Here is a 14056-nt window from a genome sequence, read left to right as displayed (position 1 = left end):
CAAGCCAAGCTATGCATGCTTGCTAACTCGTTTGCCGCATGAAAAAGAGATAAGCGCAGATGGGCTAAATTTAGTAGAAGCGGCTGAAAATTTACTGATAAAAAGCGGCTACGCAAATGTGCGCGCAAGGCTTGATGATAGAAAAATGAAGCTGCAAATGCCATTTTCTAGCATGCAAACCTTTTTGAGCGACGTGAAATTTAAGTCTATCGTTAAAGAGCTAGTTGCACTTGGCGTGGCAGAGGTAACGCTTGATCTAAAGGGGCTTAGAGAGGATGTTTTGGTATGAGCGAGACTGAAATTTTAGAATTTATCGCTGGTATAAAAAACGGCAAGATGAGTGAGCAAGATGCGCTAAAGTATCTAAAAAACTACCCATTTAACGACATCGGATGCGCTAAGATCGACACTCAGCGCGCTTTGCGAAATGGCACTGGTGAGGTGATATACGGGACGAATAAAACAGATGATGAAATTTTGCAAATCGCTAGTGCGATCGGCGAAAAAAATGAAAATATCCTGATCACAAGAACAAAAGAGAGCGTTTTTAAACGCATAGAGGAGATCTTTCCGCAGGCAAATTTTAATGCTCGCGGAAGTGTGATCAGCGTTAAATTTCAAGAGCAACTACTCACAAAAAGCTACATCGCGATAGTCTCTGCTGGCACTGCTGATGGCGCAGTCGTGGAGGAAGCCTACGAGACGGCAAAATTTCTAGGCAATGACGTGAAAAAATTTACAGATGTCGGCGTGGCAGGGCTACATAGGCTGGTCGCAAAGCTTGACGAGATACGCGGCGCAAAGGTCGTGATCGCCGTTGCTGGCATGGAGGGCGCACTTGCTAGCGTGTTAGCTGGCCTCGTGAGCGTGCCTGTGATCGCAGTGCCTACTAGCGTGGGATATGGGGCAAATTTTGGAGGATTAGCAGCACTGCTAGCGATGCTAAATAGCTGTGCAAATGGCATAAGTGTCGTAAATATCGACAACGGCTTCGGTGCTGCATATAACGCAAGCCTGATAAATCATTTGTAATTTTATACTTGCAATGCGGCAAAAATTGGCTAAATTTATAGGTAAAGCGTTGCGAGAGTTAAATTTAAGCTGGCAAAAAGAAACTTTAGCAAAAAGAGAAAGCTTGCAAACGAGGCTAGCATTTTTGGCTATAGCTGGTGTGATCTTAGTAACTGAAATTTACATCGCAGTTTGCGTAAAGGGTGGCTTTGTGCGGCACTACGCTGGCGACGTTTTGGCTGTTATCTTGCTTTACGCTTTAGCAAGGGCTATATTTAGCGTGCCACCATCAAATTTGCCGCTTAAAATTTTTACTTTTGCGGCGGCTTTGGAGATTGCGCAGTATTTTGGAGTGGTGCAAATTTTAGGTATAGAAAATAAAATTTTAAAGATAATGATCGGTGGGACGTTTGATCTTGCTGATCTGCTCTGCTACGCGGCTGGCTGTATCTTGGCGGGCGTGTATGAAAAATTTGAAAAAAGGAGAAGCGATGGATAAAGAAAAATCCATAAAAAAGATGACTGAGGTCATGGCGAAATTTGTCGGCTACACGGGCAAGGTACTGCCCGATGACGTGACGGCGAAGCTGAGGGAGCTCGCCGAGCGCGAGACGCAGCCACTGGCAAAGGAGATCTATAAAACAATGTTTGAAAACCAGCGCCTTGCAAAGGAGCTAAACCGCCCGTCCTGTCAGGATACTGGAGTGATCCAGTTTTTCGTAAGATGTGGCGCAAATTTCCCACTCATCGGCGAGCTTGAAGAGTTGCTGCGAGAGGCGGTACTGCAGGCTACTCGTGAAGCCCCGCTTCGCCATAACAGCGTCGAGACATTTGACGAGTATAACACAGGCAAAAACGTCGGCAAGGGCACGCCAAGTGTGTTTTGGGATATTGTGCCAGGTAGCAGCGAGTGCGAGATACACACCTATATGGCAGGTGGCGGCTGTAGCCTGCCTGGCAAAGCGACCGTTTTGATGCCTGGCATGGGCTATGAGGGTGTTGTTAAATTTGTTATGGATATAATGACAAGTTACGGCATAAACGCCTGTCCGCCGCTATTAGTTGGTGTTGGTGTGGGCACTTCGATCGACGTAGCGTCCTTGCTTTCTAAAAAGGCGCTTATGAGGCCTTTGGGCTCTAAAAATCCAAACGAACGCGCTGCATTAACTGAAAAGCTACTCGAAGAGGGCATAAATAAAATCGGCCTGGGCCCGCAGGGCATGAGCGGGGCAAGCTCCGTGATGGGCGTGCATATCGAAAACTGCGCCCGTCACCCAAGCGTCATAGCCGTCGCCGTAAACGTGGGCTGCTGGTCGCACCGTAAAGGCCATATCGTCTGGGACGCAGATCTAAATTTCGACGTAAAATCGCACAAGGAGTTCGCGCTATGAGTAAGAAAATTTTAACCACGCCAATAAGCGCCGAGGATCTTTCAAATATCAAAATCGGCGACGTGATCTATCTAACCGGGCACATCGTCACCTGCCGCGACGTACCGCATAGACGCGTAGTAGAGGAGGGTAGGGAGCTGCCAGTTGATATCAAAGGTGGCGCGATCTTGCATGCAGGGCCGATCATCAGAAAAACAGAAGATGGCGGTAAAGAGGGCTTTGAAATGGTCTCAGTAGGACCTACAACCAGCATGAGAATGGAGAAATTTGAGCGAGAATTTATCGCAAAAACTGGAGTTCGTCTCATCGTCGGTAAAGGCGGCATGGGTGAGGGCACGATGAGCGGTTGCAAGGAGTTTGGTGCTATTCACTGCGTGTTTCCTGCAGGCTGTGCGGTGGTGGCTGCGACGCAAGTCGAGGAGATCGAGAGTGCTGACTGGACGGAGCTTGGTATGCCTGAGACTCTTTGGAAGTGCCGAGTGAAGGAGTTTGGCCCGCTCATCGTCTCGATCGATGCGCACGGAAATAATCTTTTTGAGCAAAATAAGGTCAAATTTAACGAGAAAAAGGACGAGGCATTAGCTGAAATTTTACCGCAGGTTGGGTTTATAAAGTAAGATTATGTGAAATTGTAGATGTGAGATGGGTTTTATTTATCTCACATCATATTTAGATTATTTTGTATTGTTTTCTAAAAGTTCATTTAAGTCGTTGTCATCAAATCCTATCATTTTTGCAACGTTTTTAATAAACATCTTTTCAGTTACGTGAAAATTTCCATCTATGTTCGCAAGTGCTATCATATCTAACACTAATGCTAGAGACTCATCAAAATTCTCTTTAAAAACCGAATAATCCACTGCAACTTTCTCTTTTAACCCAATTTGTTCAATTAGTTGCATTTGGTCTTCGTTAGACAATAAAGAGTTTTCTATAAGATTTTGTAAATGTGCTACTTCGCTGTCATCTATTTTTCCGTCTATTTTCATCAAATTTATTAAAATTTGGATTTTGGTTTTTATAATACTTGTGCCTTGTGTTAAATCTTGGTATGCGGATTTTAAATCATCTGCAGCCATTTGAATTTGTGCAACACCATCACTAATTTTGGTTAGATCATCAGATGTGGTTTCATACTCTATCTGTTTTGAAAAAATAAAATCGGCTTTTTTGCCTATTTTATCGGTACTTATTTTTGACCATGCAGCCATAGCCGCCGCACCAGCTACTGGAAGCCATTTTGCAACCATAGATTTGGCCAGTTGTTGTGTTATTTTGCCACCTAGCATTGCTACTATTTTTTGTATAACTCTAGCTCCAGCACGTTTTACTAAAATTTTTTGTCCATGCACCACGACTAGTCCAGTTGCTACATTACCGCTTGCACCAAATAGCACATCTAAAATCAGTTCGTTACTAGCTGTCTTACCGTGAGCCTTAGCAATATCAGCTACCATAGTCATTTGGTTTCTAATTATAGCTATGATTTCAGGCACAGCTGCAGCCATACCCCAAGGACCTGGTATTAAACCTACTCCTCCAGAAATAGCAGCATTTTTGTAGCTGCAACTAGATATTAGGCCATTCACATCGCTGACACTTGGAAGCGGATTATTCTCATAATATTCTTCCCTACTATTAATTACGCTTGTTAGCGCACTATTAATACCTTCTGTAATTTTGCTTTCTACTGCATTTACCATAGTTGTTTCCTTTCTTTTAAGGTAATTTTGCAGGTAAAACTATATTCGTGTAAAGTCAATATCTGTGCTAAGAATTAGCACTTTTTATATAAACTTTTACTTTAGCTCGCCCCAGTTTTTCGCGATATTTAGTGATGTTTTAAGTGGCACATTTAGCGTGTAAATTTCCTCCATCGTCTTTTGTGTCACCTTGCCAAATTCCTGCGCAAACTCGTCTTTTACTTCAAAGATTAGCTCGTCATGTATCTGAAGCAACATACTCGCTTTTTCATCTAAATTTGCTCTAACTTTTACCATCGCCATCTTGACAAGGTCTGCCGCAGAGCCTTGAAAGACCGTATTTACCGCCTCGCGCTCAAACATGGCTATTTGCATAGGTGTGGCACTTTTAAAGTCAAAGTAGCGCTTTCTGCCAAGTAGTGTCTGCACAAAGCCATCGTTTTTGGCTGAAATTTTTATGCTCTCTAAAAACTCTTTGATCGTCGCAAACGCCTTAAAATAGCGCTCTATATACTCTTTTGCCTCAGCTCTTGTGATATTTACTTGATTTGCTAGTTTGCTTGAGCCCATGCCGTAGATGAGGCCAAAATTTATACTCTTTGCCACGGCTCTATTTTGCCTGTCGCTGCTACCAAATATGCTAATAGCCGTCCTTGCGTGGATATCCTCGTCATTTTTAAACGCCTCAAGCAGCGCAGGATCACGGCTAAAGTGAGCTAGCAGTCTAAGCTCGATCTGACTGTAGTCAAGCCCCACAAAGCTATATCCCTCGCGCGCCTCAAAGCACTCTCTGACGTCCTTTGCGAGGCTGCCGCGTGCTGGGATATTTTGTAAATTTGGATTTTTACTTGAAAGCCTGCCAGTACTCGTGCCAGTTTGCAAAAAGCTCGTGTAAATTCGTGAGCCCTCATCCTTTTTCGCAAGTGCTAAAAGTGGCTCGCAGTAGGTGCTTTGCAGTTTATATAGCTCTCTGTAAGCTAAAATTTTCTCTATCACTGGATGAGCGTCCGTAAGCTCAGCTAGCACGCTCTCATCGGTGCTATATCCTGTTTTTGTCTTCTTTTTAGTAGGAAGCTTTAGGTGCTCAAAAAGTATGACGCCAAGCTGTTTTACGGAGTTTATGTTGAAATTTTCGCCGCTTAGCTCGTAAATTTCACTTGTTAGCGCCTTTAGTTTGGTGTCGTTTTCAAGGATGAGCTTTTGCATCTTAGCTTCGTTTATCTTGATGCCGTTTTGCTCCATGTCAAAGAGCGTGAGGATAAAAGGAAACTCGTGCGTATCGGCAAGGGTCAGTAAATTTTTATCAAGTGTGTTTTGAAAAGTTTTATAAAATTTAAGCGTTATCCAAGCGTCCTCGCTCGCGTATTTAGCGGCATTTTCTAGCGGTATATCGCCAAAAGTTTGCCCCTTTTTGACCACATCTTCAAATTTGATCGTGTCGTAGTCATAAAGCCTCTTTGCCAGCGCATCCATGCCGACACTTGAGTTTGGATCGCTAAGCCACGCAAGTATCATCGTATCTTTAAAATTTGCTGGAGGGTTGAGCCCAAGGTTGTTTTTCACGATCTCAAAGTCATATTTTAAATTTTGTCCGATCACGCAGCCTTTATAAATTTGCCCTACCGCCCAAGTGGCAAATTTTAGGTCTATTTGCTTTGGCGCGCCTAGGTAGTTGTGAGCCACTGGCACGTAGTATGCGTCCTCGTCGTTAAAGCAAAAGCTAAAACCAACGATCTTTGCGCTCTTGCTATCAACGCCCGTGGTCTCAGTGTCAAAGGCGACGATGGTCTCTGGTGTGACGCTAGAGAGTAGCTTTTCGATGCTTGCCTCATCAAGTAGTAAATTTGCTCTAAAGCCAAGCTTAAATTCAGCATTTTCCTCTTTTTGCAAGCTCTTAAGAAGCCTGTTTAGATCGTATTCTTTTAAAATTTCTGAGATGTTTATCAAAGGATTTTGCTCTGGAAATTTAGACTGCTCAAGATCAAGCGAAGTGATCGCGTCATCAAAGAGTGTGGCTAGTTTTTTGCTCAAAAACGCCTCGTCTCTTGCGGCTGCTAGCATATTTTTGGTGCGCTCGTTTCTAAGAAGGGCTAAATTTTCATAAATTCCCTCTAAGCTACCATACTCAGCTAAAAGCTTCTTAGCTCCCACTGCGCCGATACCTTTGACGCCTGGAATGTTGTCTGAGCTGTCTCCTGCGATGGCTAAAAAGTCCCTTACCTGAGCTGGATAGACGCCATATTTTTCAAAGCAGCTAGCGCTATCGTGGTCGATCTTGCTTTGTGGGCTGTAGATGCTCACTTTGCCGTCCTCTATGAGCTGGTAAAGGTCCTTATCATGCGTGACTATTCGCACAAATATATCTTTATCTTTGCAAATTTTAACCGCACTTGCGATGATATCATCGGCCTCGTAGCCTTCACGGCTAAGGCTGTAAAGTCCCATTTTTTCTATCATATCTATGCAAACTGGCAGCTGTTCTTTTAGCTGAGCTGGCGGCTCGCTCCTGTTTGCCTTGTATTCGCCCAAAATTTCATGGCGCAGAGTCTTGCCCTTGCTATCAAGTGCGAAGATGAGGTAGTCGCTTTGGTACTCATCTTTTAGGCTCGCTATGAAATTTGCAAAGCCACTTATCATGCCACTTGGTTTGCCCTCCCTGTTTTTAAGCCCGCTCATAGCGTAGTAAAGCCTAAAAAAGAAGCCAAAAGTATCAATAATCGTAAGTGTTTTCATTCTCTATCCTTTTGCGCCATTTTATGAAATTTAGGCAAAAATTTGGCTGATTTTATAAATTTATCAGATGCTAAAAGCAAAGTGAGATTTTAAACGCAAAACAAATTTTAATCATTTAAAAGATATAATCTCGCCTAAAATTCAAACTAAATAATAGATAAATTTAAGGTAAAAAATGTTTATAGATAGCGTGAAATTAACCCTAAGTTCAGGCCATGGCGGAGCTGGTGCAGTAAGCTTTCGCCGCGAAAAGCACGTCATTTTAGGCGGCCCAGACGGCGGTGACGGCGGTGATGGCGGTGATGTATATTTTGTCTGCGACAACAACACCCACACACTAGCAAACTACAAGGGCAAAAAGGCGATGAGAGCAAGCGACGGCGAGGCTGGCATGGGCAAAAGAATGACTGGCAAAAAGGGTGAGAGCTTAGAGCTTATCGTGCCACCAGGAACGGCGGTCTATGACGCACAGACAAACGAGCTGCTTTGCGACATGGTAGAAGAGGGGCAAAGGACGCTATTTTTAAAAGGTGGCAAGGGCGGACTAGGAAATTTTCACTTTAAAAACTCTATCAACCAAGCTCCAGAATACGCTCAAAAGGGTATGCCAGAAGAGAGCGTAGAGGTCAGGCTCGAGCTAAAGCTAATAGCTGACGTGGGTCTTGTTGGCTTTCCAAATGTGGGCAAATCAACCCTCATCTCAGCCGTCTCAAACGCCAAACCACAGATCGCAAACTACGAATTTACCACGCTTACGCCAAAGCTCGGACTTGTTGAGGTCGATGAGTTTAGCGGCTTTGTCATGGCTGACATCCCTGGCATCATCGATGGAGCGAGTGATGGACGCGGCCTTGGCGTGCAGTTTCTAAAGCACATCGAGAGAAATAAAATTTTGCTTTTTATGATAGATAGTGCGAACTACAGAAGCATGAGCGAGCAGTTTAGCGTGCTAAAAGAGGAGGTCGCTAAATTTTCAAGTGTGCTTGCTAGCAGGGACTATGCGATCGCTATCACCAGAGTCGATGCGGCTGAAAATTTAGATGAAAATATAAAAGAATTTATGAAAAGTATAAATTTAGAGCCAAATCAAGTTGGTAAATTTGTCTATAAGCAAGACCTATACAGCTTTGACGCGAAAAAACCATACTTTGTTTTGCCAATCTCATCAGCGACAAATGAGAACATTGAAGAGCTTAAATTTGCACTGCTTGAGCTGCTTAAAAAAGAGCTTTGAGTTGCGACTTTTTGGCACTTTGAACTTAGAAATTTAAGAAGATAAAATGAAGAAAATTTTTTGCATTATGCTATTTTGTCTTGGTGCATATAGCTGTGATCCAGCGGATCCAATATATATGCTTTTGGATTTTAATGACATAGATCGCGATGGCATGCTAAATTTAGATGAGTGGGTGGCGTGCAAGGCGCCACCTGAACTAAAAATAGCGCCAGATTTATGCACTAGTGAGGAATTTAAAAGGCTGGATCTTGATCGTAGTGGCAAAGTTAGCGTTAATGAGCTAAGAAATTTAGTATTGCAAAAGATTAGCTGGCAGAAAGATCCATGCGCCTCTTGGCCGCCAAGCAGTCAAAACGCAGATCAAAATAAAAGTCGTTGAAATTTAAAGGAAAGTGATGAATGTAGTTTTTATGGGGACGCCTGATTATGCCGTTAGGATACTTAGGCACCTAAAAGAGGCTGGCTTTAACATAAAAGCAGTCTTTACCCAGCCTGATAAGCCAGTTGGCAGAAAGCAAATTTTAACCCCAAGCGAGGTCAAAATTTACGCACAAAACGAGCTAGTAGGCGTGCCAGTCCTTACACCAAATACGCTAAAAGATGAGGCGGTGGTTGCTGAGTTAAAGGCATTTGAACCTAAATTTATCGTAGTGGCAGCTTATGGCAAAATTTTGCCTAGGAGTGTGCTTGACGTGGCGACTTGTATAAATTTACACGCTTCGATCTTGCCAAAATATAGAGGCGCAAGCCCCATTCAAAGCGCGATCCTAGCGGGCGAGAAGCAAACTGGCGTCACAGCTATGCTAATGGACGCTGGCCTTGACACTGGCGATATGCTAGACTTCATCTATACACCTTGCGAGAGCAAGATGTCAAGCGAGCTTTTTAGTGAGCTAGGCGAGCTTGGCGGCGAGCTAATCGTAAAAGTGCTTAAAAATTTTGAAAATTTAAAGCCACAAAAGCAAGACGACGCGCAGGCCACGCACTGCAAAAAGATAAGCAAGAGCGACGGACTTTTTAGCTTTGATGAAGAGGCAGGGCAAATTTATAATAAATTTCGCGCGCTCACACCTTGGCCAGGGCTTTATCTAGCAAGTGGACTAAAAATTTTATCTCTTGATCTAAGCGAAAAAAGTGGCAAAAGCGGAGAAATTTTAAGCATAGAAAAAGATCACGTTGTGGTAGCTTGCAAGGGTGGAGCGGTCAAAATTTACGAGCTTCAAGAGCCAAGTAAAAAGCCAACAAACGCAAAAGCATATATAAATGGTAAGCGCCTTAGTGTTGGCGATGAATTAAAATAAATTTAAAGGAGCGGTTATGAAAAATGCGCTAAGTATAGCAGGGGTTGATCCAAGTGGCGGAGCTGGAGTTTTAGCTGATATAAAGGTATTTATAGCACACGGCGTATATGCGATGGGAGCGATCACGGCGGTCACTGCTCAAAATACAAAGGGCATATTTGGCATGCAGTTAGTTGAGCCAAAGCTCATCGAGGATCAGATAAAAGCGATATTTGATGATATAAGAGTTGATGTGATAAAAATAGGCGTTGTCCCAAGCGTTGAGATCATCAAAAGCGTCGCAAAAACGCTAAGAGAGATCAAAAATTTACCGCCAGTCGTGCTTGATCCTGTCATGAGCTGTAAAAATGGCGACATCTGGCTAGAGGGCGCTGCAAAAGACGCGATCGTGGAGGAGCTTTTCCCACTTGCAAGCGTGATCACGCCAAATATCTTTGAAGCGCGCGAAATTTTAAAGCGTGAGTTAAAAGGCGAGAGCGAGCTAAAAGAGGCTTGCAAGGAGCTTTTGAAATTTGGCACAAAAAGCGTCTATCTAAAGTGTGGCGAGATAGAAGGCAAGTCGCTTGATATATTTTATGATGGCAGTGAGTATGAAATTTTTAGCGACGAGCGCATAAAAACGACTGCGACACATGGCTCAGGTTGCTCGCTATCAAGCGCGATCGCTTCAAATTTAGCAAATGGACATAGTCTAAAAGAGAGCGTGAAAAACGCACATGATTATATCTTTAACGCTATCAAAAACGCGGTTATCATCGGCGGCGGGCAAAATCCAGTAAATCACTTCTATAAATTTAAGGTGTGATTTGAAAGTAGAGTTTTTTCAAAGTCTGCCTTCGACGCAGGAATTTTTGATAGAAGCCCTAAAAAATGGCGAGATAAAGCCACCACACATGATCGTGGCGCACAATCAAACTAAAGGAGTCGGCAGCCGTGGCAACAGCTGGGAGGGGCTTGGCGGAAATTTATTTATGTCATTTTGCATAAGCGAAGATGAGCTGCCAAGCGATATACCTCCGCCCTCGATCTCGATATATTTTTCTATGCTGATGCGTGAAGTCTTGAGCGAACTTGGCTCAAAGTGCTGGCTAAAATGGCCAAATGATTTTTACGTGGACGAGCGTAAAATAGGCGGCACTTTGACAAATAAAGTGGATGAAATTTACATTTGCGGCATGGGGATAAATTTAGCTAGCGCACCCGAAAACGCGGGCATTTTGGATATCAAAACTAGTGTAGATGAGCTAGTTTGGGGCTTTGTTAGCATGCTTGACAAAAAGATTTTATGGAAGCCAATTTTTAGCAAATTTAGGATAGACTTTTGCAAGTCAAAAAGTTTTATTACGCATATTGCAAATAGAGCTGTTTCGCTTCAGGATGCTGAAATTTGCGAGGATGGAGCGATATTATTAAACGGGGAAAAGGTATATTCGTTAAGATGAGCGAGATAATAACAATAGCTAACCAAAAAGGCGGCGTTGGCAAGACCACAACGGCCGTAAATTTAGCCGCATCACTGGCGGTTGCTGAGAAAAAAGTATTATTAATAGACATCGATCCACAGGCAAACGCGACGACTGGACTTGGTTTTAGCAGAAGCGACTATGAGTTTAACATCTATCACGTCTTAACAGATAGAAAAAAACTCTCACAAATCGTGCTAAAAACTGAGATCCCAACGCTTTTTCTAGCTCCGTCAAACATTGGACTTGTCGGCATCGAGCAAGAATTTAACGATCAAAGCAAAGACTATAAACTAATCCTTAAAAACAAAATTTCAGAAGTTGTAGACGACTATGATTTTATCATCATCGATAGTCCTCCAGCACTTGGTAGCATCACGATAAATGCTCTTAGTGCAAGTGATAGTGTGATCATCCCTATACAGTGCGAATTTTACGCACTTGAGGGCTTGGCACAGATCCTAAACACAGTTAAGATCATAAAAAAAACGATAAATCCAAAGCTAAATATAAAGGGCTTTTTGCCGACTATGTTTAGCTCGCAAAACAATCTCTCAAAAGAGACCATTGCAAATTTAAAGCAGCATTTTGAAAATAAGCTCTTTAAGAGCAAGGACAGCAAGGACGAATTTGTAGTCGTCCCAAGAAACGTAAAACTTGCTGAAAGCCCAAGTTTTGGTAAGCCAGTGATACTTTATGATATAAAGTCACCAGGCTCGATCGCATATCAAAATTTGGCATATTGTATTTTAAACTAAAAAATAAGGAAAAAAATGGCGAAAAAAGGTGGATTAGGGCGCGGACTTAGCGCGATACTTGAAGATGTAGAGCAGGCCTACAGCAAAGAGATCGCAAATTTAAACGACTCTGAGATAGTCGAAGAGATAAATATAGATGAAATTTTACCAAACCCTTACCAGCCAAGGACGCATTTTGACGAAGAGGCTTTAAAAGAGCTAAGTGCCAGCATCAAAAGACACGGTCTTATACAACCAATAATCGTCATCAAAAAAGATGACGGCTACATGCTAATAGCTGGTGAGCGTAGATACCGTGCCACAAAGATGCTTGGAGCAAGTAAGATAAAGGCGATCATCGCTGATATCAAGTCTCAAAATTTAAGAGAGCTTGCGCTTATCGAAAACATACAACGTGAAAATTTAAATCCAATCGAACTTGCAAAGTCATATAAAGAGCTCATAAATGAGTATAAGATCACGCAAGATGGCTTAGCAAACATCATTCATAAGAGCAGAACCCAGATAACAAATACAATGAGACTTTTGCTGCTTAGCGACTACACACAAAGACTTTTGCAAGAAGACAAGCTCACGCAAGGCCATGCTAAAGTCATCGTAGGACTTAGTAGCGAAGAAGAAAGAATGGTCGTTGATACGATCATCGGGCAAAAGCTAAGTGTTAGAGATACAGAAATCTTAGTAAAAAAGATAAAAAATAAAGAAGAAGTAAAAGAGCCAAAGCCTCAAATTTCAGAGGAAATGAGCAAAAAATTATCAAATTTACAAGAAATTTTTAAAAATTTAAAGATAAAGACGAAGGTAAAATCTAAAAATTTAATATTAGAATTTAGCGATATTTCACAGGTAGAAGAATTTATCGCTAAGCTAAAATAGAATTACAAATTTATTTTTATTTTTAGTATTTTATTGTAAAATCAGACTTTGATTTGAATATTAAATAAAACTTAATAACAAAATAAGGAGAGTGGATGTTAGAAATAGATGTGCCATTAATGCTTTTAACGGCTATCGTTCTCTTTGTCTTGATCGCCATTTTAAATCCTTTGCTATACAAGCCAATGCTTAAATTTATAGATGACAGAAATGCCTCTATAAAAAATGACGAAGAGAGCACTAGCAAAAATGCAAGCGACTTAAGCGTTCATGAAAAAGAGATCGAAGAGATCATACAAAATGCAAGATCTGAGGCTAACAAAATAAGACAAGAGGCCTTAAATTTGGCAAAAGAAGAGTCTTTAAAAGAGATAAATGCGGTAAAAAGTAGTCTAGAGGCTGATTATAATGAGTTTTTAAACGCTTTAAGCTCTCAAAAAGATAGCCTAAAGGCAGATCTATCAGCTAAACTACCTGAGCTTAGAGCAGCTTTAAACGCTAAGCTCTCTAAAATTTAAAGGAAATTTATGAAGATAAAAATTTTATTTTTTCTAGCACTTCCATTTCTAGCATACGCTAGCGAGCATGGTGGAACAAACTACGACATAGTCGAGAGAACGTTAAACTTCTTACTTTTCTTTGCTATTTTGGTCTATTTTGCTGCTAAGCCACTAAAAGCTCTTTATCAAAGCAGGATCGATAGGATCGCAAATAAGCTTGAGAGCATCCAAGAGAAGCTTCGTGAGTCAAAAGCTAAAAAAGATGACGTTTTAAAGCGTGTAGAAGAGGCTAAGCAAAATGCAAATGCTCTAATCGAAACTGCGAAAAAAGAGGCTGTAAATTTAGCTGCTAAAGTTAAAAAAGAGGCTCAAAACGATATCGCAAATATCGAAAAAGGCTACAAAGAGCAAAAAGAATTTGAAGAGCGCAAGATGACAAAAAGTGTTGTAAATGAAATTTTGAGCGACATTTTCTCAAGTGATAGCCTAAAAGTCGATCAAAAAGAGCTTGTAAATATCATACTTAAAAAGGTTAGCTAATGAATGAAGTAGTAGCTAAAAAATACGTAAAGGCGATCTTAAGCGACGTAAAGTCCAATGAACTTAATGCATTTGTTGAAAATTTATCAGAGCTAGCTGCTGCTTTTGCTAGCGATAAATTTAAAAGCATTATAAGTTTGCCGACATTAAAGGCTTCACAAAAGGTTGAATTTGTACTATCTTTGGTTAAAAATCAAGATGTTAAATTTGCAAATTTTATAAAGCTTCTTGGTGTAAACAAAAGACTAGAGCTTATACCTGCGATACTAGATGAGATGAAGATAGAGCAATCTTTGCTTGAAAATACATATCGCGGCGAGGTTGTTGGAAATTTTGATCTAAGCGCTGAGCAACTAAAAGCTTTGGAAGAGAATTTCTCTAAGAAATTTAACTCTAAGATCAAGCTTGATAGCTCAAAGAGCGATTACAACGGTGTAAAAGTTGAGTTAGACGATTTAGGTGTCGAGGTAAATTTCTCTATCGACAGACTAAAAAGTCAAATGAGTGAATATATATTAAAAGCAATTTAAAAAGGAGTGAAAG

At 41.5% G+C, this 14056-nt stretch carries 16 protein-coding genes and 1 pseudogene; 15 read left to right on the top strand and 2 right to left on the bottom strand.

All coding sequences use genetic code 11. From position 1 onward, the window contains the following. The 5 genes and pseudogenes from HMPREF1019_RS03925 to ttdB form a co-directional block, all read left to right on the top strand. Nucleotides 1-289: pseudogene (locus tag HMPREF1019_RS03925) on the top strand (ATP-dependent sacrificial sulfur transferase LarE); the annotation flags it as partial. Further along, nucleotides 286-1032 (top strand): nickel pincer cofactor biosynthesis protein LarB, encoded by a 747-nt coding sequence (gene larB / locus HMPREF1019_RS03920; protein WP_009294366.1) that lies wholly within the window; start codon nucleotides 286-288, stop codon nucleotides 1030-1032. The pseudogene HMPREF1019_RS03925 and the gene larB, both read left to right, overlap by 4 nt. Nucleotides 1033-1081: 49 nt before the next feature. After that, the gene (locus HMPREF1019_RS03915) at nucleotides 1082-1510 is read left to right on the top strand and encodes a ribosomal maturation YjgA family protein (protein ID WP_034901138.1); all 429 of its coding nucleotides are present in this window, start codon (nucleotides 1082-1084) and stop codon (nucleotides 1508-1510) included. Beyond that, nucleotides 1503-2402, top strand: a complete 900-nt coding sequence (ttdA, locus tag HMPREF1019_RS03910; RefSeq protein WP_009294364.1) for a L(+)-tartrate dehydratase subunit alpha — start codon at nucleotides 1503-1505, stop codon at nucleotides 2400-2402. Before HMPREF1019_RS03915 ends, ttdA begins: the two co-directional genes overlap by 8 nt. Further along, complete coding sequence (ttdB, locus tag HMPREF1019_RS03905; RefSeq protein ID WP_009294363.1) at nucleotides 2399-3019, top strand: L(+)-tartrate dehydratase subunit beta; 621 nt, start codon at nucleotides 2399-2401, stop codon at nucleotides 3017-3019. Before ttdA ends, ttdB begins: the two co-directional genes overlap by 4 nt. Nucleotides 3020-3076: 57 nt before the next feature. Here ttdB and HMPREF1019_RS03900 read toward each other — a convergent pair whose 3' ends face one another. Together HMPREF1019_RS03900 and polA are read right to left on the bottom strand one after the other, a co-directional pair. Next, entirely contained in the window at nucleotides 3077-4105 is a 1029-nt protein-coding gene (locus HMPREF1019_RS03900; protein WP_009294362.1) for a TerB family tellurite resistance protein, read from the bottom strand. A 96-nt stretch (nucleotides 4106-4201) separates the two neighbouring features. After that, nucleotides 4202-6838 (bottom strand): DNA polymerase I, encoded by a 2637-nt coding sequence (polA, locus tag HMPREF1019_RS03895; RefSeq protein ID WP_009294360.1) that lies wholly within the window; start codon nucleotides 6836-6838, stop codon nucleotides 4202-4204. Between the two features lie 175 nt (nucleotides 6839-7013). Between polA and obgE the strand changes: the two genes are divergently transcribed. The 10 genes from obgE (at nucleotide 7014) to HMPREF1019_RS03845 (ending at nucleotide 14043) form a co-directional block, all read left to right on the top strand. Further along, nucleotides 7014-8072 (top strand): GTPase ObgE, encoded by a 1059-nt coding sequence (gene obgE, locus HMPREF1019_RS03890; protein WP_009294358.1) that lies wholly within the window; start codon nucleotides 7014-7016, stop codon nucleotides 8070-8072. Between the two features lie 46 nt (nucleotides 8073-8118). After that, a complete protein-coding gene (locus HMPREF1019_RS03885; protein WP_009294356.1) occupies nucleotides 8119-8454 on the top strand; it encodes an EF-hand domain-containing protein in 336 nt (111 codons plus the stop codon). Between the two features lie 16 nt (nucleotides 8455-8470). After that, complete coding sequence (gene fmt, locus HMPREF1019_RS03880) at nucleotides 8471-9376, top strand: methionyl-tRNA formyltransferase (RefSeq protein ID WP_009294353.1); 906 nt, start codon at nucleotides 8471-8473, stop codon at nucleotides 9374-9376. Nucleotides 9377-9392: 16 nt separating this feature from the next. Next, nucleotides 9393-10181, top strand: coding sequence for a bifunctional hydroxymethylpyrimidine kinase/phosphomethylpyrimidine kinase (gene thiD / locus HMPREF1019_RS03875; RefSeq protein ID WP_009294351.1), 789 nt, complete (start codon nucleotides 9393-9395; stop codon nucleotides 10179-10181). Nucleotide 10182: 1 nt separating this feature from the next. Then, nucleotides 10183-10818 carry a biotin--[acetyl-CoA-carboxylase] ligase gene (locus HMPREF1019_RS03870; protein WP_009294349.1) on the top strand — a complete coding sequence of 212 codons (636 nt, stop codon included), beginning with the start codon at nucleotides 10183-10185 and terminating at the stop codon, nucleotides 10816-10818. Then, entirely contained in the window at nucleotides 10815-11597 is a 783-nt protein-coding gene (locus HMPREF1019_RS03865; RefSeq protein ID WP_009294348.1) for a ParA family protein, read from the top strand. The genes HMPREF1019_RS03870 and HMPREF1019_RS03865 overlap by 4 nt, the downstream gene beginning before the upstream one ends. A gap of 15 nt (nucleotides 11598-11612) precedes the next feature. Then, nucleotides 11613-12473, top strand: coding sequence for a ParB/RepB/Spo0J family partition protein (locus HMPREF1019_RS03860; RefSeq protein ID WP_009294347.1), 861 nt, complete (start codon nucleotides 11613-11615; stop codon nucleotides 12471-12473). 95 nt (nucleotides 12474-12568) lie between these two features. After that, entirely contained in the window at nucleotides 12569-12991 is a 423-nt protein-coding gene (locus HMPREF1019_RS03855) for a FoF1 ATP synthase subunit B' (protein ID WP_009294346.1), read from the top strand. 9 nt (nucleotides 12992-13000) lie between these two features. Beyond that, nucleotides 13001-13513: a F0F1 ATP synthase subunit B gene (locus HMPREF1019_RS03850; RefSeq protein ID WP_009294345.1), complete on the top strand. Its 513-nt coding sequence runs from the start codon at nucleotides 13001-13003 to the stop codon at nucleotides 13511-13513. Continuing rightward, nucleotides 13513-14043 carry a F0F1 ATP synthase subunit delta gene (locus HMPREF1019_RS03845; RefSeq protein ID WP_009294344.1) on the top strand — a complete coding sequence of 177 codons (531 nt, stop codon included), beginning with the start codon at nucleotides 13513-13515 and terminating at the stop codon, nucleotides 14041-14043. The genes HMPREF1019_RS03850 and HMPREF1019_RS03845 overlap by 1 nt, the downstream gene beginning before the upstream one ends. Nucleotides 14044-14056: the final 13 nt, after the last annotated feature.

Origin of the sequence: Campylobacter sp. 10_1_50, from assembly GCF_000238755.1 — a bacterium.
In the GTDB taxonomy this organism is placed as follows: Bacteria; Campylobacterota; Campylobacteria; order Campylobacterales; family Campylobacteraceae; genus Campylobacter_A; species Campylobacter_A concisus_R.
The sequence above is the reverse complement of the archived record's forward strand: the minus strand, read 5'-3'. Positions and strand labels throughout refer to the sequence as shown.